Genomic DNA, 25,320 nt, shown 5'->3' on the forward strand with positions numbered 1-25,320 from the left:
CGATCAGTTTGCGGATGATTTTAACTCACTAATCGAATTTATGACCATGCATAGGGTTTTATGAGAAAGCCCTGTATGTTAACTGACGTTGTTGACTATTTTACGACTATGCCGGATTCCCACCGGATCGCGGTATTGGTGTTAAGTTTGTTCTCATTCTGGCTGCTGGAACAAAGAGAAAACTGGCGTTTAACGTATGCCCGCCGCTATCATGCGCTGACAAATGCTGCTTTTGTTACCGTCAGCGGACTGGTTCAGCTGGTATTTGGTATCCTGCTGATCAAAGACCTGAACTGGGTGGCCGACCACCACTGGGGAATTGCCTATACGATTCCGGGTATGCAGTCGCCGGTCTGGCATTTTATCATCGTGTTTCTGGTGCTGGATTTTCTGGAATACGTGTACCATGTGTTTATGCACCGCTATGCGAATCTGTGGAAGTTTCATGCCATTCACCATGCTGACCCTAACGTAGATGTATCGACGGTGCTGCGCGAGCATCCGGGCGAAACAGCGATCCGGCTGACGTTTCTGTTGCTGTTTGTCTTTATCAGCGGAGCCACGTTCTGGGCGCTGATGGCCCGACAGTTTCTGCAGATTATCAGCAATGTGACGGCCCATGCCCACCTGCGGTTACCCGAAAAGTGGGATAAAGCACTGAGCTATGTCTTTGTGACCCCAAACTTTCACCATGTACATCACCATGTTGTGCAGCCCTATACCGACAGTAATTACGGTGATGTGCTGACGATCTGGGACCGCTTTTTCGGTACATTCCGTACCCTCAACGTGCATGAACTCCGGTTTGGCCTCGATACGCATCCGGAGCCGGACAGCGGCGCCACATTCGGATATCTGCTACAGCGGCCGTTTATAGACCTTGACGAAGAACAACCCGTCATTGCCTGCCAGACCGCCATCGAATCCGAAGCAAATAGCTGAATCCCATCTTTGCATTGCTGCATTTCGTACGGGCGACCCCACGTGGTCGCCCTTTTTTTAGCCGCGGGCCCTTTTTTTAGCCATGGTTGCCCTTTAGCCGTGGCCGCTTTTTTTAGCCCTCCATATTTTCCGCCTGCATCAATTATTTTCAGACACATGCTTGTACATACAAATAAAGGGGCTACTTTTGTATCAACAGAAATATATAGCCATGAAGACCGACGTTGAAAAGCCAGTGACCCGTTTCAGTGCATGCCTGATGTTTTCGGCCAATGCATTGGCGCGCGCCATTACGGCTATCGGGGAAGAGGAGTTCGGGCGGTTTGGCTTGTCGTACTCACACGCGTATTTGCTGATGGAGGTGATCGACAGCCCTGGTATTACCCCTTCGCAGTTGAGTAACTCGCTGTATCTGACACCATCAACCATTACGCGGCTGATTGAAAAGCTGGAACAGAAACACCTGGTAAAACGGGAGGCAGAAGGCAAAAATACATTTGTCTACCCGACCGAACAGGGAATTGCCATGACAGACGACATCCGTGCGGCCTGGGACCGCACCGGCGAACGATATATGACGGCAATCGGTGAAGAGCAGGCCCACGCCCTCGCTAAGCAGGTATTCCGTGCCGTTCGTGCGCTGGAAGGCGAATAAATTTTTTGAAAATATTGTTGTATGTGCAAACAAATTTAAGGTATGAAAAACAACAAACCATGTATAGGCTTGCTGGCCGGAAAAGGAAGTGCCATGACAAAAGAAGTTTGCCAGCAGTTGGCAGAGGAGGGAATTACGGCCATTGTGCGGGAGAAAAAGCCGGTTGTTGATGAGCCGGTGTCTGACGTCAACGACATGCTGCGTCAGCTGCGCGGCGAACCGGGTAAGGACTTATTTTTTAACGGGTGGAAATTACTGTTTTAGCATGTAACAAAGCTATTTACTCATAACAACATACTAACCTTTCGGGTTATAAACCAACAGAGACGCAATTCAATGCGTCTCTGTTGGTTTATAATAGCTGCGAATTCACTATGAAAACTGCACTGATTACAGGCGCTAATGTTGGTATCGGACTGGCAACGGCCAAAGCACTGGCGCAACGGGGTTTTAATCTGATCCTCGTTTGCCGCAATGCACAAAAAGGAGCAAAAGCACTGGACGACATCAAAAAAGCAAATCCGAAGATCAACGCTGAACTGCTACAGGCAGATTTATCGGATCTGGATTCGGTCCGGAAGGCGGCGGGCTATGTTATTGATCATTACGACCGGCTGGATGTCCTGATCAACAATGCCGGCTATACGCCTGATAAAATTGAGTTTGTAACCGGTGGCAAAGCCGGTCAGGGGATCGAAAAGTCGTTTTTTGCCAATCATATCGGGCATTTTGTACTGACGCACCACCTGATGCCGCTCCTGAAACGGACGGCAACCGAAACAAAGGATGTGCGGGTAATCAGCCTGTCGTCGGCGGCCTATCAGATGGGGCGTAAAGCACGGCTGTTCCGCCGGATTGAAGGGATTTCCACCCTGCAGGCGTATTGCGACGGTAAGCTGGCAAACCTGTTGTTTGCAAAAGGACTGGCAAAAGACGTTGCCGGCACCGGTATCACCGCTTATTCGGTACATCCGGGCGTGGTGAAAACGAACTTTGCCAATACCTCAACCGGTCTGTTTAAAGTAGCGCTGGCACTCGCCCAGCCGTTTATGCGGACACCGGAAAAGGGCGCCGAAACGTCCATCTGGCTGGCTGCTGCCCCGCTGAAAACCATCGGCGCGGCAAACAATGGTGGTTATTTTCAGGATTGTAAACCCAAAACAACCCGCAACCCCGACATCACGTCACAGAACGTTGACTGGTTGTGGAACAATTCATTACCCTTCGTGTAGAGACGCAATATCTTGCGTCTCAAATCACTGTCGTGTTTGGTATTCAGGTTTGATTGGGGTATAAAAAAAGAGACGCAAAATATTGCGTCTCTACATATCATTAATTATCGCCCGCCGATCGGAATCAGGTAGCCGATAGTTCCCTGTAATAGTGCCCGTTTAATGGTTGACGGATCTTCGGTAGGCGAGGTTGGCGTTGAGACTTTCGGACTGTTATCGCCAATATGGTACAGTGCACGGGCTTCTACTGTCAGATGGCCCGGACCCAGCGGCAGTGCCACGCCCAGACCACCGGCTGCTCCGTAGGAAATCCGTCCCTCAGAGCCATTAAACGTTACTTTATCGTCGAACGGTACCCCGAGCAGCGTACCTTTTGTCCGGCCGCTCAGCGTGTAGGCTCCATAAGGGCCGACATTCACGAAAAAGCGGGTGGCCGCCGGCTCACCAAACGAAAACTTAAGCAGGAGCGGGACTTCGATCCGGTTTTCAATACCGGTAACCGTTAAATCCAGGTTCGTACCGCTGGCGGTTGCCTTGATTTTCTGCTGGCTATAGTTGATTTCAGGCTGGAATGAGAAAAGGCCGCGACCGAAATTCAGGACCAGCCCCCCGACATAACCCACTTCGCTGCCAAGCTTAGCGCCTGTAACCGTTTCGAGCGGAAGCAGGTAGGATGCCCCTGCCCGGAAACCAACGTGAAAACCGGCTTCATCGTCGGACATGGCCACGGCAGAAGGTGCCGGAGCCGGTGTTGTTGTCGCTGGCCGGCTGGCTGGTGCCGGTTTGCCGGTCGTGCCTGGTTTAGCCGGTGTGGTTGCGCCCGGTTTCGACTGGTTAACGCCGTGGTATTCATCATACATTTTCTGCAGGCGGTTTTCAGAGCCTTCGCCGGACGTTGTGGTTGCCGCCGGTGTTGCCGCCGGAGCCGTAGAAGCCGGTTTGGTGACGCTGCCTGCCGGTTTGGTACCGGTTGCTGATGTTGGTTTTGTCGTCGTTGTTGTTGTTTTTTTTGCCGGTGTCGTCTGCGCAAACACAAGTGAGCCGGACAAACATATCATAACTGCTGAAAGACAAATCTTTTTCATACTAGATAGAACGGGAGTTGAATGGTAACAATGTTACAAGATATTGGAGTAAGGTGAACGGATGACCGAGTGAAAGGTGACCGCTTTTGAGTATTCGGTAGGGAGTTAAAAACATCTGGTTACGAAAACGGATTTATGATAATGAACCCTGACCCCTCAGGGCAGGAGCATATTAACGAAAAGCGTCATGAAAACCCAACAGTCGAAAATAGCATTGGTAACGGGGGCCAACCGTGGCATCGGTCATGAGGTAGCCCGACAACTTTGTAAACGCGGATTTGCCGTTTTTATTGGTTCGCGTGATTTTGTAAAAGGGCGTTTGGCCTGCGAAGAGCTGTGCTCGGAAGGTTACGAAGCCATCTGTCTGCCGCTCGACGTAACGGATCCGGTCAGTATCCGGCAGGCGGTCGGGACGTTTTCGCAGAAGGCCGATCACCTCGATGTGCTGATCAATAACGCCGCTATTCTGGAGGATCACGGTGAAGATATTTTGTGCCTGAACGCCGAAATGCTGGAACGGACGCTGAAAACAAACACCATTGGCCCGATTCTGGTAACGCAGGACTTCCTGCCCTTTTTGCAGAAAAGTCCCGATGGCGGCCGGATCATTAACGTGTCGAGCGGGGTGGCGTCGCTGGAGAATATGGAAACCTATGCACCGGCCTACAGTATTTCAAAGGCTGCGCTGAATGCCGTAACCCGTCAACTGGCATCATCGCTGAAGGAACATAATATCGCCGTCAATTCTGTCAGTCCGGGCTGGACGCGCACCGACATGGGCGGCACATCGGCCCCGCGTCCGGTCGAAAAAGGGGCGGAGGCCATTGTCTGGATAGCTACCGATGTTCCGCTGTCTGAAACGGGCGGATTCTGGCAGGATAACAGGCGGATGCCCTGGTAAATGTGTAATTTGCCGGTGCTATGGAAAACCACCGGACAACGCTCTATACAACGCTGGCAGCCGTTTACGATGCCATGTATCGTACCTTCATTGATTACGATGAGGAGTTTACGTTTTACCACGGCCTGCTCCGGCAACACAATTGCCGGACAGTGCTCGAAATCGGGTGCGGCAGTGGTCATCTGGCCAGCCGGCTGAGCCCGCATGTGACCTACACGGGCATGGACATCAGTGCGGATATGCTGGCGCTCGCCCGGCAGCATGCTCCCGGTGTGTCGTTTATGAAAGCAGACATGACGGCGTTTACTATTCCGGAACCAGTTGATGCCGTGTTGATTACGGCCCGCAGCATTTCATACCTGCTGACTAACCCGCAGTTATTGTCGGCCTTCCGGCACATTGCCGGAGCACTGAAACCGGACGGGTTACTGGTCTTCGACTTTATTGAAGCAGTTTCCTTTTTTGACCGGTTGCAGCCTGATCAGCTACTGGTGCATAACGCGTCTTTCGGGGGAATTGATTACCGGCGCGAGAGCCGGTATACCCCTAATCTGGCAACGGGCCTGACCTGGGACTGGGCTTCGGTTTATTTTGCCCGGCAAGGCGTTGCCCGGCAAGGCGTTGCGCAGCAAAACGGGGAGGAGGCCTATGCGGAAATCGGCCGTGATCTGGCGACGCTGCGGGCATTTCTGCCTTTTGAAATGCAGTTGCTGTTAAACGAAGCAGGTTTTACGATTGAGGAGACGATTGTTAAGGCGTCGTATGCCTTTGATACGCATGTTATTGTCGCAAAAACGTAGAGCCGCAAGATATTGCGGCTCAGGTGATGCCGGTGTGAGCCGTACGTATGGACCGGAAATGACAGGCAATTGTCATGCAGATGTTGGGTACGGATTGTAGTAAAAGAGCCGCAATATCTTGCGGCTCTACACGTTGATCTAAAATTTCAGGTTAAACTGCGCATTGAAAATAGTGCCCAGCTGACTGAAATGAGACCCGTCATACGTTACGTTTGAATACCGGCCGTTGAACGTAATCAGGTTATACTGGCTGAAGTATTTCTGACTCGGTATGTTGTCGTCTGCGTTGTAGTGCGTTTTCACGCCGGTTTTCAGGTCGATGAAATTCCACTTCGGCATGACATTGAACAGGTTTGACGCGTTCAGGGTCAGGGTCGCTTTCGGCGAGAACGGAATTGAAACGCTCAGGTCGGTAACGACGCGGGGCACAAACTCCGTATCGGTATTGTCGTCCAGACCATTCTGGTGGAAACGGGTCGGGCCAAACAGCGTATTGTTCAGGTTAAAAATGATCTTTTTGATCTGATAATCAAAGCCAAGGATCATCTTATATTTTGGCCGCGAGGTAAACAGCAGGGCGTCCTGCGTGCGGTCGAATACCGACTTACCGGCGTCGGCAATCAGTTTCGTATTTTTGACTGACGTATATTTATTCTCGAACGTATAGTTACCTGCGAGGTTGATTCCGAGTTTATTACCGCCCAGCAGCAGGTTCCGCTGCGAAATCACAAAATCCAGACCGGAGGTGGTCGTGTTCAGCGCATTTGAGAAGAAACTCACGGCAACAATGCCGTTGGATGTCAGGATTTTATCCAGTGCCGTATTACCGGCGGCAGTTCCGGCAATCTCTGAGCCGAGCACAATCCGGTCTTTTACCTTAATGTTGTAGTAATCAAGCGTGATGCTCAGGTTACGGGTTGGATTCAGACCCAGGCCAAATGTAAAGTTGGTCGATTTTTCCGGTGTCAGCTTCGGTACACCCAGGGCAAACGCCTGCGGGCTTACGTTGTTAACAATCCCCTTTGTCTGAATACCCTTGCCTGGTACAAAGCTTGCCTGGGCCAGCTGCTGATAAATCTGGTGCAGCAGCGGTGCGCGGAAACCGGTTGAATACGAGGCACGCAGGGTGAGTTTATCGTCAAGAAGCTTGTAGCGGGAGCTGATTTTAAAGACCGTAGCGTTGCCGAAATCACTGTAACGCTCGGCCCGGAACGTTCCGTTGATCAGGAAGTCTTTGGTAATGTCGTAGCCCAGATCGACATAGCCCCCGAAGTTAAACCGGGTGTTGGAACCGGCGTTGTTCGGCGTAATGCCCGGGAAAGAGTCTGCCCCTGAGCCGACATACGATGCTGTATCACCCACAAATACGGTAAAGGTCTCCGCCCGGAACTCGCTGCCGAACGCCACATTCAGCTTATCGGAAACCGCTTTTGAAATGTCAATATTGCCGACGTTGTGCGAGAATGAGTAGCCGCCTGGTTTAAAGTAGATCGGAGAGTTCTTACCCAGACTGCGGTTGCGCGAGTTCGATACGGTATACAATTGCTTGTTGCCGCCGGTTGTAAAGCTGAGATCCGTTTTCCAGCCGTTGGTTTCGCTGCGCAGGCCGACGGTGGCGTGATAATCGTTAAGGTCGCCCTGGAAAGTCGGTACATAGCCCATATACGGTTGACCGGCCGGTGTCAGCAGCCCGTCGTCGGTTGTGCGCCAGTAAGGCGTCCGGTAGTTGGCAAAGCTGTTGACTTTCTTATAGACGTAAGCTGCTGTGTAGTAGAACTCTGTGTTGTCGCTCAGTGAATTGCCGCCATTAATCAGGAACTTAGCCGACGTCGTTTCCGGCTGCCCGTTAATGTTTCCGGCATCCGGTTTCTGGGCCAGGAACGCTTTTACCTGCGCCAGCGGTGCACCGAATCCCAGATCAGGGTCGGCTTCGGCTTCGGCACTGACCTTGCCCGGACGGTTGGCGAGGGCCGAACGGCTGAAATCGATGGTATAGTTCAGGTAGCCTTTACCGAAATTGGCCCCGTTGTTAACGGCAATCCCGAACAGCTGCCCGTCTCCTTTGGCGGTGATACCGGCCGAAAGGGTAGCCGAGCCGTATTCGTATTTGTCTTTCAGGATAATGTTCATAACCCCGGCGATGGCGTCAGAGCCGTATTGAGCTGATGCCCCGTCGCGCAGGATTTCAACCCGCTTGATGGCCTGCTGCGGAATGGCCGAAATGTCGGCACCGCTTTCGCCGCGGCCCGGCGAGGTCTGGATGTACATCAGCGCGCTGGTATTTTTCCGTTTCCCGTTGATCAGGATCAATGTGCGGCTCGGGCCCATGTTCCGGATTTCGTACGGATCAAGGAGCGATGTGGCATCGTTGACGGGTGTATTTACGGTATTGAACGAAGGCACGCGGTATTGCAACGCTTTATCGAAGGTTGGCTGGCCGGTGCTGCGCAAGTCTGTAGCCGACAGAATATCGACCGGAATCGGGGAGTCGGTAATGGTGCGCTTCGAGTTTCGGCTACCAACCGCAATGACTACTTCACTCAATAGTTCGGCATTTTCGGCCATTGTTACATCAATAACCGATTGGCCGGCCTTGACCGTAACATCCTGTGGTTTGAAGCCGATAAAACTAAAGACCAGCGTGGCATTGTCGGAGATGTCGATTTTATACTTGCCTTCATTGTCGGTAACTGCGCCGCGGTTTGTACCTTTTACTTGTACACTGACACCGGCTAGCGGAGTCGATTTTTCATCTTTTACCGTTCCGGAAACCGGCCGGGTTTGTGCGAATGAAACCGAAAGAGCCGTAAGGAATACGGTTAATAAGGTGAATACATTTTTTAACATAATACAGATGATAGGTGGTTAACGGGCTAAACATAAAGTATTTTGAGTGAAAAAGTAATGGCGGAATAATATTTTGTGTTTTTAGTTAATAGCGATACATATTTGTTGTATTATCTTGTATGTAAATTACTGAATTCCGTTTATTAAGTAGGTGATAAGTGTCATTAAGACATAAAACAACCGGTTGGGAATATTACTTTTCGTGGATGGTGAGATGAGGGAAGTATTGTAGGGTAAATTTTGCCGGCCGGAATAATAAACCGGGAACCAATAGGCTTTTTGGTAAAGTTGTACTTCACGGGTATCTTTCGGATACAGTTATTATTTTTTTGGCGCTGGCAATAGCGTTAACCTTCTCAATTACATGACCACTTTAGAAATCGTACAGCAGTATTACGCGTGTTTCAATCAGAAAGACTGGCAAGGTATGCTGGCCTTGCTGCATCCGGAAATCAGGCATGAGGCCAATCAGGGAGATGTTCGTATCGGCATCGAAAAATTTACTGAGTTTTTGCAACTGATGGACACTGCCTACGACGAAACGCTGACCGATATGGTATTCTTCACCGAATCTTCAGACTCGCGGATCGCGGTTGAGTTTGTTGTAAACGGTATTTACAAACAGGGAGAGGAAGGGTTGCCGCCCGCGCATGGTCAGACGTATGTGTTGCCGGCAGCGGCCTTTGTTGCCGTTACAGATGGTAAAATCTCACGTGTAACGACCTATTACAACCTACCGCTCTGGGTTAAGCTGGTTTCTGAATAGTGGACGGTATGGAGACTTTGTCGTTCATCCGGAAACAGGGAGCGGGCATCGGAGAGGTTTTTGATGACCTTGCCTCGCTGCGGATCGCTGTTTTCCGCGATTTTCCATATCTCTACGAAGGTTCGGTAACGTACGAAAAAAGCTATCTGCAGACATATGCCAGGGCTGATAAGGCATTTTTGTTTGCAGTCTATGACGGGCCTGTCATGGTCGGGGCTACCACCTGTATTCCCCTGGCCGACGAGACGGCGGAGGTCCGGCAGCCGTTCGAAACGGCAGGCATGGACCTGAACACGATTTTTTATTTTGGTGAGAGTATTCTGCTGAAAGCTTACCGTGGCCTCGGTCTGGGACACCGTTTTTTTGATGAACGGGAAGGCCATGCCCGTAGCTTCGGTACTTATACGACCACTTGTTTCTGCGCCGTAGACCGTGGCGGAAACCATCCGGCCCAACCTGCCGGTTACCGCCCGAACGATGCTTTCTGGCTCAAGCGCGGCTACCGGAAGGTGCCGGCCCTGCAAAGTACATTTGACTGGCCAGATATCGGTGAAACCCACTCAACGCCAAAGCCAATGATCTATTGGATGCGGCCGTTAACCCCCTAAAATCCCCCTTTCTGATCATGAATGTAACCGTGGCTACGGCCCAATACCCCATCACCGGCCATACCTCGTTCGAAGCCTGGCAATCGCACGTTAGCCATTGGGTCAACGAGGCGGCTTCGCAGCAGGCCGAACTCCTGCTTTTTCCGGAATACGGTTCTATGGAACTGGTCAGCATTTTTCCGGAAGCGGTCAGGCATGACATCCGGCAGCAGGTGGAGGAAATGGATTCACTGAAAGATGCGTTTTGTGACGTGTTTGCCGAACTGTCACTGATGCATCAGGTGGTGATTGTGGCGCCCAGCCTGCCGGTAATCGACAATGGAAAACGGGTAAACCGTGTCTATGTGTTTTCGCCGAAAGGCCTGGTCGGTTATCAGGATAAGTTCTTCATGACCCGTTTTGAAGACGAGGAGTGGGGTATTGAATCGGCTGACAAGCAACTGACCCTGTTTGAAGCCGACTGGGGCAGCTTTGGCATTCAGATTTGTTATGATGTTGAGTTTGCGCTGGGTTCGCATTGGCTGGCCGGTGCCGGTGCCTCGCTGATTCTGGCCCCAAGCTGCACGGAAACCATTCGCGGGGCAACGCGGGTACACGTGGGCGCACGGGCGCGGGCCCTTGAAAATCAGGCTTACACGATTGTGTCGCAGACGATTGGCGAGGCCCCGTGGTCGCCGGCCGTTGACCTGAACTACGGGTTTGCCGCTATCTACGCCGCCCCCGATAAAAAACTGCCCGAAGAGGGCATCGTAAAAACCATGCCGCCGCAACAGCCGGGCTGGCTCGTTCAGTCGCTGGATTTATCGCTGCTCGACCACGTCCGTGAAGACGGGCAGGTGTTCAACTACAAGGATCACCAGCGCCTGCACACCGGCTTTTACCTGGAAGACATTAAGGTAGTGACGGTACAGATATAGGTTTTTTGAACCACGAAGGCGGGAAGAACTGAAGGGGCACGAAGTTTTTATACACGTTGTGCTCCTTTCTGTCTTCCCGCCTTCGTGGTCAGAAAACTACCACACAAACGTCCCCGCTGAGTTGGCCGGCAGCGAAGCCGTCATGGTTTTGCCCTTGAACGCTACCGAAAACGTCTGCGGACCTGCCGCTTCGTTCAGCACAATCAGCACATGTTCCCCCTTCGGCGTCCGGAACGCAACGTTCGGCAGTTTGTCGGCCATTGACGAAGCAATACGGACCGAACCCGGCCGGACAAACTTGCTGGCAATGGCCACGATATAATACGCCGGATTGCGGGTGATGGTATTGCCGTCAATCGTCAGCGCTCCCAGACATCCCGTACAGCCGCCGATGGTGTGCGGCTCCTGCTTCGGGTCGGCGGCCAGGTTCCATTCCAGTACAGTGCGGCTCCAGTTGCGGGTAGCACCAATAATCAGGTTTTTGACGTGCCAGTTCATATCGCCCTTCATGTTGCCGGGCGCACCAATCCATTGTTCGGTGAAATAAATGTGCTTGTCGGGGTGGGCGTTATGAACCTCGCTTAATGCCTCAACCTTCCCGCCATAGAGGTGAAACGCCGAACCATCGACGTATTTTCGGGCCTCCGGATCGTTCAGGATAGAGATTGGGTAATCGACGCGGTCGGCGTTGTGGTCATAGAGCAGGATGCGGGTGGTAATGCCCGCCGTTTTAAATGCCGGTCCCAAATTGTTTTTGATGAACGCCGCCTGCTCTTCGGGCAGCATCAGCAGGCTTGGGTTATTGCCCGGATGCAGCGGCTCGTTCTGGATGGTAACGGCGTCGATCCGGATGCCTTCGCGCTTCATGGCTTGAATGTAGTTGACAAAATACTGCGCATAGGTCTTATAAAATTCTGGTTTCAGGCTTCCGCCTTTGGTTTCACCGTTGGTTTTCATCCACGTCGGCGGCGACCAGGGCGTGCCCATGATGCGGATGGCCGGGTTGATGGCCAGAATCTGTTTCAGAACCGGAATAAGCCAGGGTTTATCCGGAGCCAGACTGAACCGTGCCAGGGTTGGGTCGGTCTGACCGGCGGGCAGGTCATCGTACGAAAACGTCCGGTCATCGAGGTCGGAGGCGCCGATACTGATCCGCAGAAAGCTGACGCCGATGTTATTGCCGTCGGTTGCAAACAGTTCTTTCAGGATGGCCGTCCGCTGTGTAGCCCCCATTTTTTGCAGCAGCATCGCACTGCCGCCCGTCAGCGTATAGCCGAAGCCGTCCATTGACTGATAGGTTTGGGTAGGGTCGATCTGAATAACCGGCCCGGAAACGGTCGCGGCTTGAAACGATAGCGGAGTAGTTTGTTTTTTGAACAGGGCAGAGCCGTCGGGATTCGTCAGCCAGAGCGCAACGGGCTGGGCTATAGCTCCGAAACGGGTAATCGTGAGCAGACCGGCGCAGGCCAGCACGGTAAGGGTTTGCTTCATCATGGTCATAGGGTAGTGCCACAAAGGCACGGAGACAATAAGAAGCACAAAGATGTAATTATTTTTAAATTAGTTTAAACCAGTGGTGGAACGACTAGGCGTCCCCGACTAGGCGTCCCCGACCGACAGGCGGCCCTGTCAAACGGGGGCGTCCTACGCTCGTGCCACCACTAGCCACTATTTACTTCTTCAGGTATTGATTCAGCGGGCAGGCGGGTTGTTGTTGCAGTCCCTCTACCACGGCGGCAGCGTTGAACTTCGCACCGGCCAGGTTTGTGTGCGTGTGGTCGCCGGGGAAGAACTCCGCTTTCAGTTTTGCCTCGTTATAACCGGCTTCGTATTTTCTGGCGATGTTCTCGTTCAGGTCAATAAACGTGGCACCTTCGGCGGTCGCACACTGGGCTGCCCAGGTCGCGTAGCTGTTTATACCGCGTTGTACGCTGCCGTCTTTCCAGACATTGCGGGGCACCAGCGAACAGACAACCGGGGTTGCGCCCTTGCTTTTGGTGTCGCGGATGTACTTCTTCATGTACCAGCCGTAGGAGTGCACGATTTCGTGCTTCTTCGTCAGCAGGTTGTCGATTTCTTCCGTTTCATCGCCGATACCCCTGATCGAGCCACGGGCACGGGTTGTGTCATTGATAGCCCCCGCATCGTTGTGGCCGAACTGCATGATCACAAAATCGCCGGGTTTGAGTGCTGCCATGATTTTATCCCAGCGGCCTTCGGTCAGAAAAGTCCGGCTGCTGCGTCCGCCGATGGCGTGGTTTTCAATATGGATACGGGTGGTGTCGAAATACGGGCTGATGACGCTGCCCCAGCCCCAGAGCCCGTCAGAACCTTTGCCCGATCCGTTCCGGACGGTCGAATCACCGATGATATACAGGGTAGGCCGTTGCTGAAACTGGCTGAAGGCAAAGCAGATAAGGCAGAGAAACAGGAGTTTTTTCATATACAGAACAGGTTTTTGTCCAGAGGTTGGTTGTTGTAAAAGCGGTTAACGGGTTAACGTAATATTGGGCTTTGGTGGTGTTTTCATGCCGTGGCCCAGAAAAAAGCCGGTATGCGGGGGCTGGTTATAGGCCACATTCTGCCAGGCAATACTCAGCCGGTATTGCGGATCGTGCATGAGCGTATAAAACCGGTGATTCGTCGGGATAGTCGTCGAAAAAATGCGCAGATTCCTGTTGTCCGTTGTCCGCAGTATTACCTCTTCCCGCCAGTCACCGAAGAGGTCGGCGCTCAGGGCGGGCGTCGATTTTGACCCGTTGTTCGAGGCGCATCCTTCGGCGGTAAATAACCGGCCCGCACGGTATTTGTCAATATGGTTGCCGTCGAGCAGTTCGCGGGTCAGGTCGCCGTCCCACCAGACAAGGAAGTTGGTCGAGGAAGGATTGTCGCCGATACGTTCCCCTTTCGTATTATACAAACCGTTCGATCCCGACCACCAGATTTCGGCGCCGGCATTGGTCGAATCAATATCTTCGGCCACGCCCCGGCCTACGTCTTCGCCCGGCATTTTACCCCAGATAATCTCCCCGGTCCGGGCATCGAACAGGGCTGCCCCGAACCCGTTTTCAAAACCCTGAATCCGCGCTTCGTTTTCGTGGATGCCAAACGCTTCGGGACCCGGCCGTGAGGGGTCAAGATCCGATACGTGCAGCGCATCCCCGTGGCGGAGTTTGGTGGTATAGAGTGGTTTGCCCGTATCATCAACGGCCATCGAACCATAGATAATCTCGTCCTTACCGTCGTTGTCAACATCCGTTACCGTCAGGTTATGATTGCCCATACCCGAATAGCCCGGTATGTCTTTTGAATCGAACACCCAGCGGGAAGTGAGTTTGCCATCGCGCCAGTCCCAGGCGGCCAGAACGGTGCGGCCGTAGTAGCCCCTGCACATGATCACACTCGGGCGTTTGCCGTCGAGATAGGCAACGCAGGCGAGAAACCGGTCAACGCGGTTGCCGTTGTTATCGTTGCCCCCGATACCGCCAACGCCGCCCCATCCATTGGTCGGGTTGCGCGACGGAATGTAGTCTGTTGTTATAAGGGCTGCCCCGGTTTTACCGTCAAAAATGGTGAAGTACTCGGGGCCGTCCATGATCTTACCGAAGCGGGGGCTGTTCTCGTCGCGGTCAACCCAGTGTTTACTGGAATCGCCGATGACCTTACCGAGGCCGTCGATGGTGCCGTCGGCGGTTTTGCAGGCCACTTCGGCGCGTCCGTCACCGTCGAGGTCATAGACCATAAACTGGGTGTAATGGGCTCCTTCGCGGATGTTGGTGCCTAGGTTGATGCGCCAGAGCAGGGTGCCATCCAGTTTGTAGCCCTCCAGAACGGGCGCGCCGGTAAGGCCTTTCTGAGAGTTGTCGCGGCCGTTTTTGGTCTGATGCACCACCAGATCATAGTCGCCGTCGCCGTCAAGATCGGCCGCCGAGGCATCGTTCGGGACATAGCCGTCGGGGGTTTGCAGCGGCAGATTAATGTACGGTTGCACCGGCGCATTGGCGGCCAGGGTAACCGGTTTGCTGTCGGCCTGCTCTTTTCCGTTCAGTACCGCCCTGACTGTATACCGGACAGACTGACTTAAATCAACACCCTGATCCACGAAATTGGTACTCTGCCGGATGGGCGCCGGATTGACCTTTACCGCTTTACCGTTGCCGGATGTCCGGTACAGGTTAAACGCAATGGCATCGGGTTCCGTCCCCAGCAGCCGCCAGCCGACATAAACGCTGTTGCCGGCCTGCGGGATGGCAATCAGGCCGCGGCTGAGGTGTTCCATTTGCCGCTGTGCCTGCGCAACAGTGGTGATCAAGAGCAGCAGGCAGGCGAAAAGACTACGGGTTTTCATAACGTACGTTAGGTTAGTTGCCATCGGGTTTAATGGCGGTAATCATCGGGCTCAGCGGCCAGTACCACGACTGAATCGGGTCGGGCCGGGCGGGGTCAAAGGTTGTTAGCTCCGGTTTCAGCTCTTTGGCCAGATCAGGAATGGTGCGTTTGATGCCTTCGGCAATACACCGGGCGATTTCGTAAGCCCCGTACGTACTGAAATGGGTATTGTCTTTCAATTCCTGGGTTTGTCCGGGAAAACTGTTGGCAGGGTAGTGGACAAAGGCTTTGAGGGAAGCTTCCGGCCCCCAGGCTTCATAGAGGACCTTGCTCATGGCATTGAGGTCGATCAGCGCCACCTGCTCTTCCTGTGCCGTTTGCCGCATAGCCGCTGGGTAGTCGCCGAGGGTGTTGCGGATGTGGCCGGTTGAGTCGAAGTCGCGGCGGTGCATCGATGTTACCAGCACCGGAATGCCGCCCCGCTTGCGGGCTTCGGTGATGTAGTATTTTACCTGCTCTTTGTAGGTTGTGAACGGGTCGACGTGTGCGCCGCCCGGCTTCTGGTCGTTGTGGGCAAATTCGATAAAGAGGTAATCGCCGGGCTTCATCAGGCTCAGGATTTTAACGAGCCGTTTTTCACTCTGAAAACTTTTCAGGGCCTCGCCCGATTCGGCATGGTTGGCTATTACTACGTTGCCCGGCTTAAAAAAGTACGGAATCATCTGCCCCCACGCGGCCCACGGTTCGCGGTCCTGATCGACTACGGTGGAGTTACCGGCCAGAAAAACCGTTCTGGCGGTTGTATTCGGGGTAATGGTCAGGGCACAGAGTTTGGTGGCCGGTCCGTTAAACTCCAGTGTCAGCTGATGATCCCAGTTCAGGTAAGCCAGTTCGCGGGGTTTTAGCCGGACTTTTTCCTGCGCGCTGATTTCCGGATACCGCACATTGACGGTGAAGGTTTGGGTGACAAACTGCCCCTTCGCCGTTTTCACCGCTCCACCCGTCAACCGGCGCGATTCGGCGCGAATAAAGGTAGCCGATTCACCCCCGGCATCGCCCAGGGTGACGGTGACATCGTATGATCCCTCCGGCACATCAACCGTGAAGTAAAACGGCTGGTCGCTGGTGCAGTAATCGCTCCGGAGCCGGTCCTTGCCGCCACGGTCAACGGCGGTTAGCTGCGCATCTTTGGTGAAACCGAAGCCGGTTTCCTGGCTGTAAACCGATTCGGGCAGGACTTGTGTATAGCCTTTCTGTACCTTACCTGAACCAAAATCAAAGGCCATCGGCGTTGTTTGTGACAACGCCGGTCCGGCCAGCAATAACAAGAGCAGTATTCGCATTCGTGACGGGTTATCGTTTTTCCAGCAGCTGAACCGAACTATCATTCATCTCGAACGACCGTTTTTTCAGCAGATTAATCACTTCGGCACCGGCCAGCAGAACCGGTCCGTAGCCGTGAGCGGCATAGACATTGATCGGGCGGTAATAGTAAAACGCCGGATCAAAGGCCATGCCTGTACCAACGCAGGTACCTTCAACCTGCCCTTGTTGGTTTACCTTGGTCGCCACGGCATTCCACGCGAGGAGGGTCATCGGGCCATACGCCAGCGGATCGAGCCAGCCCCGGTTGATGGCGCGGGCAATCGAATAGGCGTAGATGGCCGTTGCCGAAGTTTCGAGGTACGAATCGGTCCGGTCAAGGAGCTGGTGCCAGAAGCCCATGCCCGACTGATGGGCTGCCAGGCCCTTCGCGTGTGCTTTCAGCAGTTCCAGCACGGCGGGGCGGCCCGGGTGATTTTCCGGCAACGCGTCCAGCAGCTCCACCTTGGTCATGATGGCCCAGCCGTTGGCGCGGGCCCAGTGAAACTCCGGATGGGTGTCCATGCCTTCGACCCAGCCGTGCATGTAAAGCCCTTTGTCCTTGTTGAACATGCGCTTCGAAAAGAGCAGGACTTGCTTTACCGCTTCGTCAAAGTATTTTGTTTCGCCGGTCAGCTTGCCCATCTGCGCCAGCGCCGGTACACTCATGAACAGGTCATCGAGCCAGAGCGTATTTTTCTGCGGCCGGTTGCGGGCCAGTGTCCCGTCGGCGAGCCGGTGCTCTTTGGTCTGGATGTAGTTGATGTAGGTGTCAATCTGCGGGCGGGGGTCGACCTTCAGCCCACCGGCAAGCGATGCTTTGACCATGGCGGCACAGACGGCCCCGCAGTCATCAAGCGCATGCGGTGCCAGCAGCTGCCGCAGCGACGTATTAGCGGTGGGGTTCGCGGCTACCTGCCCGTTGAAATACGGCCGGACACTGTTCAGAAAATCAATGCGTTTGTTGGTATAGGCCGCATAGCGTGGATCGCCGGTGGCCTCGGTCGCCAGCAGCATACCGGCATAGGTCACGCCCCACTCATAGCTCGTCAGCCGGAAATCGCCCGGTTTCAACACCGCATTCGGGTTAAAGCTGCTCTTATCGGTAATGGTTTTTCCGGTTGATTTATCAATGATTTCGGTAGGGGTTACGGCGTCCAGATAAGTATAAACGCGGTTCAGTACTTTCGTCACATTGTCGACGCCCGGATTGCCATACGGAACGATATAGTCCGGCTGCAGGGCATGCAGCGGCGTTGTCGAATCGTTGGCTTTGGCCGGTGCTTTCTGTGCACTGGCTATGCCCGAAAGGAGTGCAAGTGATAATAATGTGCTGGTAGTCAGTGTTTTCATGTTGATTCTGATAAGAAAAGGCAGGTACGTTTTTTACCGGAAAAGCGCAGTTGGTAAGGGCTTTACTTTGTTGCAGTAAATATTGGCGAAATCCGAAAGGCACCCATCATGTACTTTCCTGCATTCTGCCGTTTTTTTGTTAGATTAAAAAAAGAAGTAGGCTTTGCCACATTCGGTCTTGTAGAAGCGTACAGACATCAGATAATGTTTCAAGGCGGCGGTAACGCCCGCTAGTCAGTTACTCCATACAGTATGCGCCCTAAATTTTTGTCGAACAGCTGGTTAGTGATTATCTGCGCGTTCTGGGCAGGGGCGTGTGTGAAGCAATATTCGCCCGATATACCGTCCATCGGAAAACGGCTGATTGTGGAAGGCATGATTACCGATCAGCCGGGGCCGTATGTCATAAAACTGAGTTACACAACGGATTACTCGTTTGCCAGCCTGAACTATCTGGTGTATAATGCCAGCGTGGTGATTTCCGACGATGCCGGCACGACCGAAGTGCTGCAGCAGTTAAGTCCGGGCGTATACCAGACGCGTACCGGCGGCCTTCGGGGCTTGGCCGGCCGGTCGTACAAACTAACGGTCAAAACAACCGACGGCCACGCCTACGAATCGGCCCCTGAACTGCTCAAAGCTTCGCCGCCAATTCAGGCGATTTACTACGAATATACCTACCACCCGACCGCATCCACCAACGACAAACGCAATCAGTGGGATGTATACATCGACACGCAGGACCCCGAAACCACCGGCGATTACTACCGCTGGCAATGGAAAAACTACGAAGCCCTGTCGTCGTGCCGGGTAAGCCCCGATGCGGCAGAAGACGGCTATTACACGGGTGTGGCCTGCTGTTCACCTTGCTGGGATATCAATCAATGCTACACAAACTGCATTTCCCTGCGTTCCGATACCCGCATTAACGGCAACCTGATCAGCCGGCAATACATCATGAGTGCCCCGTTTACTTCTCTGACAACGTACTATGTTGAAGTTGAACAGCAGCGGATCAGTAAAGGGGCCTTTCAGTTTTTTAACACCGCCGATAAGCTGGTCAGCAATACGGGCGGCATTTTCGATGCAGCACCGGTATCGCTGGGCGGAAATATCCGCTGCACAAATCACCCCGACGAAGCGGCCTATGGTTATTTCGGGGCGGCAGGTGTAGCCGTCAGGGCGCTTAAAATTGACCGCGTTAAGGATGCCGTCGGCGATCCGGTGGGCAAAAAAATCCGGATTGATGCGCTGGCCGGTTGCGCGGCTTGTGTGGAAAGCGCCTATCGTACGGGCATCAAGCCCCGTTGGTGGGACAATTAGCAGATCAGTTCAGGTGAGTCATGATCCGGTACAGCGGGGTTTCTGCCTGACGCGACGCAATGATCAGGTCCGTATTACCCATGTGTGGCGTAAATAATGCCGTTGTCAGCTGCGGGCAGTTATTGTCTTTCGACATATGGGCCAGCAGCAGGTGGCTCATGTAAGCCGGTTTGTGGTCCAGTAACAGGGTCAGTGCCTGCTGATTCGACAGGTGACCATGCCCGTTCCGGATCCGTCGTTTCAGGAAGATCGGGTAACGCCCGTTTTCCAGCATCTCTTCGTCGTAATTGGCCTCCAGGAACGCTGCGTGGCACTGTTTAAAGTGCGTAATGACGTGTTCACAAACCGCCCCGATGTCCGTAAAAACACCGACATTAACCCCGTTACCCGACACCATGAAGCTATGCGGATCGGCAGCATCGTGATATTTGGGAAAGCCGGTGACCATAAGCGAACCGATCTGAACAGGCGTGTAGGGTTGGAAATCCCGCAGTGCCAGCCCTGTCAGCGATACCCGCGAGTGATCCGCCGTCGGGCGGGTAATGTAGACCGGCAGCTGGTATTTTTGGGCTAGTTTAGGCAGGCCCAGCATATGGTCGCTGTGTTCGTGGGAGATAAAAATGGCTTTAACCGTACGGAGAGACAGCCCCAGACGATGCATCCGGCGCTCGGTTTCGCGGCAGGAAATGCCGGCATCAATCAGGACCGCTTCCTGTTCATTGCCGACATAGTAGCAATTGCCGTTGCTGCCTGAGTTAAGTGAGGTAATAAATAATTGCATAGCTTACAAAGAAACGACGTTTATTGACACGTTGTTCCCCAAGAAAAGTCAGACATTTGCAATTCACAACAAACAATTCGGGAGGCTGTACCCTTGCTTTTTCTATGCTGATCGATTTACGAAGCGATACCATTACAAAACCTACTCCGGCGATGCTGGAGGCCATGTTTACGGCCGAAGTCGGCGACGATGTATTTGGCGATGATCCGACTGTACAGGCTCTCGAAGCCAAAGCCGCTGCTATGTTCGGCATGGAGGCCGCCCTCTTCTGTACGTCAGGGACGATGACTAACCAGCTGGCCATCCGTACCCACGTGCGCCCCGGCGATGAGGTCATCTGCGACCAGCTTTCGCATATATATCTGTATGAAGGCGGCGGTATTGCGGTCAATGCGTTTGCGTCGGTGGCGCTGCTGCCGGGCGAACGCGGAAAACTGACGCCGGCACTGGTCCGCGACGCGGTTAACAATCCGTCCGATCCGCACCGTCCGCTGTCACGGCTCGTCAGTCTTGAAAATACCATGAACAAAGGCGGTGGCTGTTACTATACCATCCCCGAAATTGCGGCGATCAAACAGGTTTGCGACGAGCACGGACTGGCCCTGCACCTTGATGGGGCGCGGCTGTTTAATGCCCTGATTGAAACCGGTGAGAGCACACTGGCGTATGGTCAGTTGTTCGACTCCATCAGCATTTGTCTGTCCAAAGGGCTGGGTTGTCCGGTTGGTTCGCTGCTGCTGGGCAACAAGGCGTTTGTTGCCCAGGCGCGCCGGTTCCGGAAGATGATGGGCGGCGGCTGGCGACAGGCGGGGTATCTGGCGGCAGCCGGTATCTATGCACTCGACCACAACATTGAGCGCCTGAAACTCGACCATGCCCGTGCCCGGAATATCGGGGCGATCATGGCGCAGCGGCCTGAAGTTGTTGAGGTGATGCCCGTCGATACCAATATCGTCATCGTACAGTTACCGGAGACGATACTGGCAACGGACTACGTGCAGGAGCTGGCGACAAAAGACATCCGCGCGGTAACATTCGGTAAACATCTGGTACGCTTCGTAACGCACCTCGACTTTACGGACGATCACCTGACTGCCTTTGCGCAGCAGATTAGTTAAAACTCCTCCGGTTCTTCGAAATCGGGCGATACCAGCCGGTACCAGGCCGGATGGCGGCGCAGGTAGGTTACCACAAACGGGCAGTAGGGGAAAATAGTCCAGTGCTGCTGGTCGATGTACTCAAAAGCGCTCTTGACCAGATACGAGCCGACGCCTTTGCCTTCCAGCGCGGGGTCTACTTCAGTATGCGTAAGCGCCAGCGCGTTGTTTTTCAGCTGGCGGAACTCCAGAATTGACAGGTGACCGTCGATGGTCAGTTCGAACCGGTGGCGTTCCGGATGAAATTCTACGGGGTAATCAGTCAGGTTCATACGGTTGTGTATCGTGTTTGATCGATAAATAACAGAAAGCCCTGACGGAATCAATCTGTCAGGGCTTTCTGGTTAACTAACCCGCCGCGGCTCATCAAGCCCGCGCAAGGCCAGGTAAAAGGCAATGATATAAATAACCTGCGTACCGGCTGTCTGCCAGTCCTGTTTCAGGGTGGTGCCGAACAACAGGGAGACAATGATTAGTCCGCCCAGGGCATAACCCCATTTCAGCAACCGGCCACCAATCAGGATCAGTGCCCCGCTGGCGAGTTCCGCAAAGGGAAGCACGTACAGAAAGGCTACGGTTACGGGTTCCGGTAAAACCGTTTCACTAAACCCCGGCGCCATTTTGCTGACGAAGCCGGACAGGTTGGGAATGCGTGTCAGACCATGCATGAGCATGTTGATACCCATTCCGAGGCGGATAACAAGCTGAGCGAGCTGGCTGGCAGAAAAATTAAGCATATACACGTTGGTTGTTATACACCACCCGACCGTGTTACATGGCCACCCAGCGAATAATTATCGTCCTGGTGGTGGTCGTGATCGGTCAGGTCGGTTTCTTCTTCGACTTCCGTCAGGTCTTCGTACGCCTCGTCCCCTTCAGTTGCGGTATCCTCGTCTTCGGCTACAGTAATGTCTTCATATTCTTCATCACCGTCGTCAATGGCAGCTCCGCTCTGGCTGGTCACGATATTCGGGTCGAGCCGCGGAATACGGGTGCTGACCAGTTCGGTATCATGCGATTCATTGTTTTTGGCCATTGTGCTGATAACGCCCTGATTCTGATCATCGGCGGCATCATAGTGTGTTTCGTTCGGGTTCATAACGTTGTGTTCTGTTTTTTGAATAGAACCCCGGAGAGCGCCGAAAGTTTTATGTCCCGGACAAGCACTCGTCAGATCGTCAGTTTACGACCCCGCGCCGTTACTTCCCACGTTCCGATCACCTCACCGTTTTCGACCACAAATACCGAATTATAGAGTGCGACCGTCGGACAGATGTGGATCGGTATGCCGTACCAGACATCGCCCGGCCTGAATTTATCCGCACCGGCAATCCGGACAACCATATGTTCTTCACTCTGACCGATAGGCTGCGCGTCGGGTTCGTTCAGAAACACCACGCGGGGCAGGGGATTTTCGGCGGCAATAGCTTTATGGCCCAGATCCAGGCAAAGCGTTTGTTCGTCGATAATCGAAATAACGCGGGTCATCAGTACGGCGGCCCAGTCAAACGCCTGGTCGGGGGTAAGAGCTGCATAACCGGCATCCCAGAACACAAACGTACCGGGGCTGGTGATTACGTCGGGGCGGCGGGTATGGCACGGGAATGTCGGCGTGCCGCCTGCGACAACGAGCAAGTCAATGTCCAGTTGCTCAAGGACTTGCCGGCGTAGTGCTTCGACCGGGGCAAATGCCTCATCAGCTTTGCGGATGCGTTCGGCCAGGTCGGTATCGCGCAGATGACCATCGTAGGCGTGTAGCCCCGCCACCCGGATGCCGGGCAGGGTTCGGGCATAAGCGATCAGGTCAAACGCTTTTTCGGGTTTGATGCCCGTCCGGTTCATGCCGACGTTGAGGTCGATGTAAACCGTGAGCGGCTGGTCGGTAAAGGCGTCGGAAAGCGCTTTTGCGGCGTCGGGATGATCCGTCAGACAGGCAAACTGTGTATCGGGGTAAGTCTCCTGCAACTGGTGCAGCCGGGCGATTGCCGGCCCGACGGCGGCATAGGCGAGCAGCACATCAGGTGCACCGGCCTGGGCGAGCATTTCGGCTTCGGCAATGGTGGCGCATTTAAACCGGGTGATGCCTTCGGCCAGCATCATATCCGATACTGTCCGCATTTTATGCGTTTTCACGTGCGGGCGCATCCGGTCTGCGCCACCTGCCATCCGGATGGCTTCACGGATGTTATACAGCACCCGGTCAGGATAGATCAGCAGGGTAGGCGATGTCGCCTGGTCAGGGTTCCGGACAGCGTACCAGTCCGTTGAGGATGTATTCATGGCCCAAAAGAAACCAAACCCCCGTAGAGACGCAACATCTTGCGTCTCAAAATTCCAATCAAAATCAAAAAACGAGCCATTATCAGGTGCCCTACGATTTCCCGTAGAGACGCAATATTTTGCGTCTCAGAGCGCTAATTCATAGATCGATATCAGAATTGCGCAGGAACGCATCTGATGGCAGTCGTCAATTGAAGCGTATGCGCGCGGCGGTGGCTGGAGACGCAAGATGTTGCGTCTCTACGATGAATACGTTTACTGCGTATTGCGTTAATTGGCCCTGCGATTTCCCGTAGAGACGCAATATTTTGCGTCTCAGGACCTAAATCATAGATCGATATCTGAATTGCGCAGGAACGTCCGATAGTAGCCGTCAATTGAAGCGTATGCGCGCGGCGGTGGTCTGAGACGCAATATTTTGCGTCTCAGAACTCTAAATTATAGATCGATATCTGAATTGCGCAGGAACGCATCCGATGGTAGCCGTCAATTGAAACATATGCGCGCGGTGGTGGCTGGAGACGCAAGATGTTGCGTCTCTACGGGGTGACAAATGGTACGGAGCAGCGTCTGGATGTATTAAAAAACATCATGGGCGAAGGGTTGTTTAAGGATAAATACCGTATTGATGCTGCCAGATTGGCCACGTATGATTATGGATCAAATGGCTGCTATTTTGTTACGATCTGTACCCGTGATAAACTCCACTATTTCGGGGATATTGTCGGGCAAGACCATGAGGCCTGTTTAGTGCCAACACCGATCGGGCAGCAGGCAATTGATTGCTGGCTGGCCATTCCTGAGCATTTTCCATTCGTAATACTGGATACGTTTCAGATAATGCCAAACCATGTGCATGGCCTGCTTTGGTTTCAAAAAGAGGACGACCGCCAATGGGAGCAAAATACGTTTGGACCACAAAGACAGAATCTGGCATCAGTTATTCGCGGATATAAGATCGGCGTGACCAAATTTGCCGGTAATAACAAGATTGAGTTCGGCTGGCAAACCCGCTATTATGAGCGTGTCGTTCGTAATGAAGAGGAGTTGAAACGCATCCGGCAATACATTATACAAAATCCGGCAAAATGGTATACGGATTATAAAAATGATACTAATTTGTTCATGTAGTCATGGTATTTTGCGTGCAAATGCCTGTAACCATGATCAAAACGGCCTACCAGCAAGAACTGAAATTTACCGGAACCTGTCAGAAAGGGAGTAAGGGAAAAACGGTTAAACAGGTCCAGGAGTGGCTGAACCTGTCGGTGCCCCGTTTCCCGGACGCAGCGCTGGCCACTACCGTCGACAGCGAGTTCGGGAGCGCTACCGAAAAGGCGGTGAAGAACTTCCAGAAAGCCGCCGGGCTGCCGCAGACCGGTATCGTAACCGCAGCGGTATTCAATGAACTGTCGGGGCCGTTGAAAAAGGCATTCACGATTCCGGCCAAACAGACTGATATCCGTAAACAGGTACTCCAGATTGCACAGAATCATCTGAAACTGAAAGCCATCGAGCTACAGGCCGACGATGCGCAGAACCTCGGGCCGTGGGTCCGGAGCTATTGCGATGGGTTCGATGGATCGCCGTTTAAGTGGTGCATGGGCTTTGTGCAGTCGGTACTGGATATTGCCGCCACGGCCCATGGCAAGTCCTTTACCGGCCTGATGCCGCAGACATTGAGCTGCGATGTGGTGGCTATGGCAGGTAAGCAGAACGGACGGCTGATTGATAACGCAGCTGTCCGGAAAGATCCCGGAAAAGTAAAAGCGGGGGATGTGTTTCTGATCAGGATGGCAACGGTTTCCGACTGGTTTCATACCGGAATCATTACCGGTATCGATGGCGATGTATTTGAAACACTGGAAGGTAATACCGATGTGAAAGGATCGAGTAACGGTACAGGCGTGTTTGCGCGGGTACGGAATTTCCGGAAAGGCGTAATTGATGTGTTTTCAATCGATGGGTTAGGTGCATAATTT

General features: G+C 53.4%; 25 protein-coding genes. 13 read left to right on the top strand and 12 right to left on the bottom strand.

Annotation, left to right across the window (positions count from 1 at the left end):
* Window positions 1-75 precede the first annotated feature (75 nt).
* From AC23NW_RS28525 to AC23NW_RS28540, 4 genes are all read left to right on the top strand, one after another.
* Window positions 76-942 carry a sterol desaturase family protein gene (locus AC23NW_RS28525; protein ID WP_487453860.1) on the top strand — a complete coding sequence of 289 codons (867 nt, stop codon included), beginning with the start codon at window positions 76-78 and terminating at the stop codon, window positions 940-942.
* A 211-nt stretch (window positions 943-1,153) separates the two neighbouring features.
* Entirely contained in the window at window positions 1,154-1,597 is a 444-nt protein-coding gene (locus AC23NW_RS28530) for a MarR family winged helix-turn-helix transcriptional regulator (protein WP_487453861.1), read from the top strand.
* A 42-nt stretch (window positions 1,598-1,639) separates the two neighbouring features.
* Window positions 1,640-1,861 carry a hypothetical protein gene (locus tag AC23NW_RS28535; protein ID WP_293837886.1) on the top strand — a complete coding sequence of 74 codons (222 nt, stop codon included), beginning with the start codon at window positions 1,640-1,642 and terminating at the stop codon, window positions 1,859-1,861.
* Window positions 1,862-1,971: 110 nt separating this feature from the next.
* Window positions 1,972-2,829, top strand: a complete 858-nt coding sequence (locus tag AC23NW_RS28540) for an SDR family NAD(P)-dependent oxidoreductase (RefSeq protein ID WP_487453862.1) — start codon at window positions 1,972-1,974, stop codon at window positions 2,827-2,829.
* Window positions 2,830-2,933: 104 nt separating this feature from the next.
* Here the strand turns inward: AC23NW_RS28540 and AC23NW_RS28545 are convergent, their stop codons facing one another.
* Complete coding sequence (locus AC23NW_RS28545; protein WP_487453864.1) at window positions 2,934-3,914, bottom strand: porin family protein; 981 nt, start codon at window positions 3,912-3,914, stop codon at window positions 2,934-2,936.
* 187 nt (window positions 3,915-4,101) lie between these two features.
* Between AC23NW_RS28545 and AC23NW_RS28550 the strand changes: the two genes are divergently transcribed.
* Together AC23NW_RS28550 and AC23NW_RS28555 are read left to right on the top strand one after the other, a co-directional pair.
* Window positions 4,102-4,815 carry an SDR family oxidoreductase gene (locus AC23NW_RS28550; protein WP_487453866.1) on the top strand — a complete coding sequence of 238 codons (714 nt, stop codon included), beginning with the start codon at window positions 4,102-4,104 and terminating at the stop codon, window positions 4,813-4,815.
* A 20-nt stretch (window positions 4,816-4,835) separates the two neighbouring features.
* Window positions 4,836-5,615: a class I SAM-dependent methyltransferase gene (locus AC23NW_RS28555; protein WP_487453867.1), complete on the top strand. Its 780-nt coding sequence runs from the start codon at window positions 4,836-4,838 to the stop codon at window positions 5,613-5,615.
* Window positions 5,616-5,753: 138 nt separating this feature from the next.
* On the opposite strand, the gene AC23NW_RS28560 is transcribed toward AC23NW_RS28555, so the two are convergent.
* Window positions 5,754-8,462 carry a TonB-dependent receptor gene (locus AC23NW_RS28560; protein WP_487453869.1) on the bottom strand — a complete coding sequence of 903 codons (2,709 nt, stop codon included), beginning with the start codon at window positions 8,460-8,462 and terminating at the stop codon, window positions 5,754-5,756.
* 364 nt (window positions 8,463-8,826) lie between these two features.
* On the opposite strand from AC23NW_RS28560, the gene AC23NW_RS28565 reads away from it, so the two are divergent.
* The 3 genes from AC23NW_RS28565 to AC23NW_RS28575 are packed head-to-tail and all read left to right on the top strand — an operon-like array spanning window position 8,827 to window position 10,753.
* Window positions 8,827-9,228, top strand: coding sequence for a nuclear transport factor 2 family protein (locus AC23NW_RS28565; RefSeq protein WP_487453871.1), 402 nt, complete (start codon window positions 8,827-8,829; stop codon window positions 9,226-9,228).
* 8 nt (window positions 9,229-9,236) lie between these two features.
* Entirely contained in the window at window positions 9,237-9,836 is a 600-nt protein-coding gene (locus AC23NW_RS28570) for a GNAT family N-acetyltransferase (protein ID WP_487453873.1), read from the top strand.
* A gap of 17 nt (window positions 9,837-9,853) precedes the next feature.
* Window positions 9,854-10,753: a carbon-nitrogen hydrolase family protein gene (locus AC23NW_RS28575; RefSeq protein ID WP_487453875.1), complete on the top strand. Its 900-nt coding sequence runs from the start codon at window positions 9,854-9,856 to the stop codon at window positions 10,751-10,753.
* 96 nt (window positions 10,754-10,849) lie between these two features.
* Here AC23NW_RS28575 and AC23NW_RS28580 read toward each other — a convergent pair whose 3' ends face one another.
* From AC23NW_RS28580 to AC23NW_RS28600, 5 genes are all read right to left on the bottom strand, one after another.
* Complete coding sequence (locus AC23NW_RS28580; protein WP_487453876.1) at window positions 10,850-12,247, bottom strand: glycoside hydrolase family 30 protein; 1,398 nt, start codon at window positions 12,245-12,247, stop codon at window positions 10,850-10,852.
* Window positions 12,248-12,425: 178 nt separating this feature from the next.
* The gene (locus AC23NW_RS28585) at window positions 12,426-13,196 is read right to left on the bottom strand and encodes a rhamnogalacturonan acetylesterase (RefSeq protein WP_487453877.1); all 771 of its coding nucleotides are present in this window, start codon (window positions 13,194-13,196) and stop codon (window positions 12,426-12,428) included.
* A 45-nt stretch (window positions 13,197-13,241) separates the two neighbouring features.
* Window positions 13,242-15,101, bottom strand: a complete 1,860-nt coding sequence (locus tag AC23NW_RS28590) for a rhamnogalacturonan lyase (protein WP_487453878.1) — start codon at window positions 15,099-15,101, stop codon at window positions 13,242-13,244.
* A gap of 13 nt (window positions 15,102-15,114) precedes the next feature.
* A complete protein-coding gene (locus AC23NW_RS28595) occupies window positions 15,115-16,425 on the bottom strand; it encodes a rhamnogalacturonan acetylesterase (RefSeq protein WP_487453879.1) in 1,311 nt (436 codons plus the stop codon).
* Window positions 16,426-16,435: 10 nt separating this feature from the next.
* Window positions 16,436-17,797 carry a glycoside hydrolase family 88/105 protein gene (locus AC23NW_RS28600; RefSeq protein ID WP_487453881.1) on the bottom strand — a complete coding sequence of 454 codons (1,362 nt, stop codon included), beginning with the start codon at window positions 17,795-17,797 and terminating at the stop codon, window positions 16,436-16,438.
* A 252-nt stretch (window positions 17,798-18,049) separates the two neighbouring features.
* On the opposite strand from AC23NW_RS28600, the gene AC23NW_RS28605 reads away from it, so the two are divergent.
* Window positions 18,050-19,120, top strand: a complete 1,071-nt coding sequence (locus AC23NW_RS28605) for a DUF4249 domain-containing protein (RefSeq protein WP_487453883.1) — start codon at window positions 18,050-18,052, stop codon at window positions 19,118-19,120.
* Between the two features lie 4 nt (window positions 19,121-19,124).
* Here AC23NW_RS28605 and AC23NW_RS28610 read toward each other — a convergent pair whose 3' ends face one another.
* Complete coding sequence (locus tag AC23NW_RS28610; protein WP_487453885.1) at window positions 19,125-19,901, bottom strand: MBL fold metallo-hydrolase; 777 nt, start codon at window positions 19,899-19,901, stop codon at window positions 19,125-19,127.
* Between the two features lie 104 nt (window positions 19,902-20,005).
* On the opposite strand from AC23NW_RS28610, the gene AC23NW_RS28615 reads away from it, so the two are divergent.
* A complete protein-coding gene (locus AC23NW_RS28615) occupies window positions 20,006-21,019 on the top strand; it encodes a threonine aldolase family protein (RefSeq protein ID WP_487453886.1) in 1,014 nt (337 codons plus the stop codon).
* Here AC23NW_RS28615 and AC23NW_RS28620 read toward each other — a convergent pair.
* The 4 genes from AC23NW_RS28620 to AC23NW_RS28635 form a co-directional block, all read right to left on the bottom strand.
* Window positions 21,016-21,330 (bottom strand): GNAT family N-acetyltransferase, encoded by a 315-nt coding sequence (locus AC23NW_RS28620; protein WP_293837920.1) that lies wholly within the window; start codon window positions 21,328-21,330, stop codon window positions 21,016-21,018. The genes AC23NW_RS28615 and AC23NW_RS28620 overlap by 4 nt on opposite strands.
* 72 nt (window positions 21,331-21,402) lie before the next feature.
* Complete coding sequence (locus tag AC23NW_RS28625) at window positions 21,403-21,795, bottom strand: DoxX family membrane protein (protein WP_293837922.1); 393 nt, start codon at window positions 21,793-21,795, stop codon at window positions 21,403-21,405.
* Window positions 21,796-21,809: 14 nt separating this feature from the next.
* On the bottom strand, window positions 21,810-22,157 hold the full coding sequence (locus tag AC23NW_RS28630; RefSeq protein WP_487453887.1) for a hypothetical protein: 348 nt from the start codon (window positions 22,155-22,157) through the stop codon (window positions 21,810-21,812).
* A 71-nt stretch (window positions 22,158-22,228) separates the two neighbouring features.
* Window positions 22,229-23,338, bottom strand: coding sequence for a D-TA family PLP-dependent enzyme (locus AC23NW_RS28635; RefSeq protein WP_487453888.1), 1,110 nt, complete (start codon window positions 23,336-23,338; stop codon window positions 22,229-22,231).
* A 528-nt stretch (window positions 23,339-23,866) separates the two neighbouring features.
* Between AC23NW_RS28635 and AC23NW_RS28640 the strand changes: the two genes are divergently transcribed.
* Together AC23NW_RS28640 and AC23NW_RS28645 are read left to right on the top strand one after the other, a co-directional pair.
* The gene (locus AC23NW_RS28640; protein ID WP_487453890.1) at window positions 23,867-24,469 is read left to right on the top strand and encodes a transposase; all 603 of its coding nucleotides are present in this window, start codon (window positions 23,867-23,869) and stop codon (window positions 24,467-24,469) included.
* 32 nt (window positions 24,470-24,501) lie between these two features.
* The gene (locus tag AC23NW_RS28645; protein ID WP_487453891.1) at window positions 24,502-25,317 is read left to right on the top strand and encodes a peptidoglycan-binding domain-containing protein; all 816 of its coding nucleotides are present in this window, start codon (window positions 24,502-24,504) and stop codon (window positions 25,315-25,317) included.
* Window positions 25,318-25,320 lie beyond the last annotated feature (3 nt).

It is taken from the genome of Arsenicibacter sp. R0_47 (assembly GCF_057652235.1).

Bases quoted from the DNA above. Each gene is read 5' to 3' on its own strand.
- AC23NW_RS28615 (WP_487453886.1), top strand. From the start codon at position 20,006: ATGCTGATCGATTTACGAAGCGATACCATTACAAAACCTACTCCGGCG.
- AC23NW_RS28605 (WP_487453883.1), top strand. From the start codon at position 18,050: ATGCGCCCTAAATTTTTGTCGAACAGCTGGTTAGTGATTATCTGCGCG.
- AC23NW_RS28545 (WP_487453864.1), bottom strand. From the start codon at position 3,914: ATGAAAAAGATTTGTCTTTCAGCAGTTATGATATGTTTGTCCGGCTCA.
- AC23NW_RS28540 (WP_487453862.1), top strand. From the start codon at position 1,972: ATGAAAACTGCACTGATTACAGGCGCTAATGTTGGTATCGGACTGGCA.
- AC23NW_RS28565 (WP_487453871.1), top strand. From the start codon at position 8,827: ATGACCACTTTAGAAATCGTACAGCAGTATTACGCGTGTTTCAATCAG.
- AC23NW_RS28555 (WP_487453867.1), top strand. From the start codon at position 4,836: ATGGAAAACCACCGGACAACGCTCTATACAACGCTGGCAGCCGTTTAC.
- AC23NW_RS28590 (WP_487453878.1), bottom strand. From the start codon at position 15,101: ATGAAAACCCGTAGTCTTTTCGCCTGCCTGCTGCTCTTGATCACCACT.
- AC23NW_RS28560 (WP_487453869.1), bottom strand. From the start codon at position 8,462: ATGTTAAAAAATGTATTCACCTTATTAACCGTATTCCTTACGGCTCTT.
- AC23NW_RS28630 (WP_487453887.1), bottom strand. From the start codon at position 22,157: ATGAACCCGAACGAAACACACTATGATGCCGCCGATGATCAGAATCAG.
- AC23NW_RS28620 (WP_293837920.1), bottom strand. From the start codon at position 21,330: ATGAACCTGACTGATTACCCCGTAGAATTTCATCCGGAACGCCACCGG.
- AC23NW_RS28595 (WP_487453879.1), bottom strand. From the start codon at position 16,425: ATGCGAATACTGCTCTTGTTATTGCTGGCCGGACCGGCGTTGTCACAA.
- AC23NW_RS28600 (WP_487453881.1), bottom strand. From the start codon at position 17,797: ATGAAAACACTGACTACCAGCACATTATTATCACTTGCACTCCTTTCG.
- AC23NW_RS28570 (WP_487453873.1), top strand. From the start codon at position 9,237: ATGGAGACTTTGTCGTTCATCCGGAAACAGGGAGCGGGCATCGGAGAG.
- AC23NW_RS28640 (WP_487453890.1), top strand. From the start codon at position 23,867: ATGTTGCGTCTCTACGGGGTGACAAATGGTACGGAGCAGCGTCTGGAT.
- AC23NW_RS28635 (WP_487453888.1), bottom strand. From the start codon at position 23,338: ATGAATACATCCTCAACGGACTGGTACGCTGTCCGGAACCCTGACCAG.
- AC23NW_RS28535 (WP_293837886.1), top strand. From the start codon at position 1,640: ATGAAAAACAACAAACCATGTATAGGCTTGCTGGCCGGAAAAGGAAGT.
- AC23NW_RS28610 (WP_487453885.1), bottom strand. From the start codon at position 19,901: ATGCAATTATTTATTACCTCACTTAACTCAGGCAGCAACGGCAATTGC.
- AC23NW_RS28575 (WP_487453875.1), top strand. From the start codon at position 9,854: ATGAATGTAACCGTGGCTACGGCCCAATACCCCATCACCGGCCATACC.
- AC23NW_RS28625 (WP_293837922.1), bottom strand. From the start codon at position 21,795: ATGCTTAATTTTTCTGCCAGCCAGCTCGCTCAGCTTGTTATCCGCCTC.
- AC23NW_RS28550 (WP_487453866.1), top strand. From the start codon at position 4,102: ATGAAAACCCAACAGTCGAAAATAGCATTGGTAACGGGGGCCAACCGT.
- AC23NW_RS28525 (WP_487453860.1), top strand. From the start codon at position 76: ATGTTAACTGACGTTGTTGACTATTTTACGACTATGCCGGATTCCCAC.
- AC23NW_RS28645 (WP_487453891.1), top strand. From the start codon at position 24,502: ATGATCAAAACGGCCTACCAGCAAGAACTGAAATTTACCGGAACCTGT.
- AC23NW_RS28580 (WP_487453876.1), bottom strand. From the start codon at position 12,247: ATGATGAAGCAAACCCTTACCGTGCTGGCCTGCGCCGGTCTGCTCACG.
- AC23NW_RS28585 (WP_487453877.1), bottom strand. From the start codon at position 13,196: ATGAAAAAACTCCTGTTTCTCTGCCTTATCTGCTTTGCCTTCAGCCAG.
- AC23NW_RS28530 (WP_487453861.1), top strand. From the start codon at position 1,154: ATGAAGACCGACGTTGAAAAGCCAGTGACCCGTTTCAGTGCATGCCTG.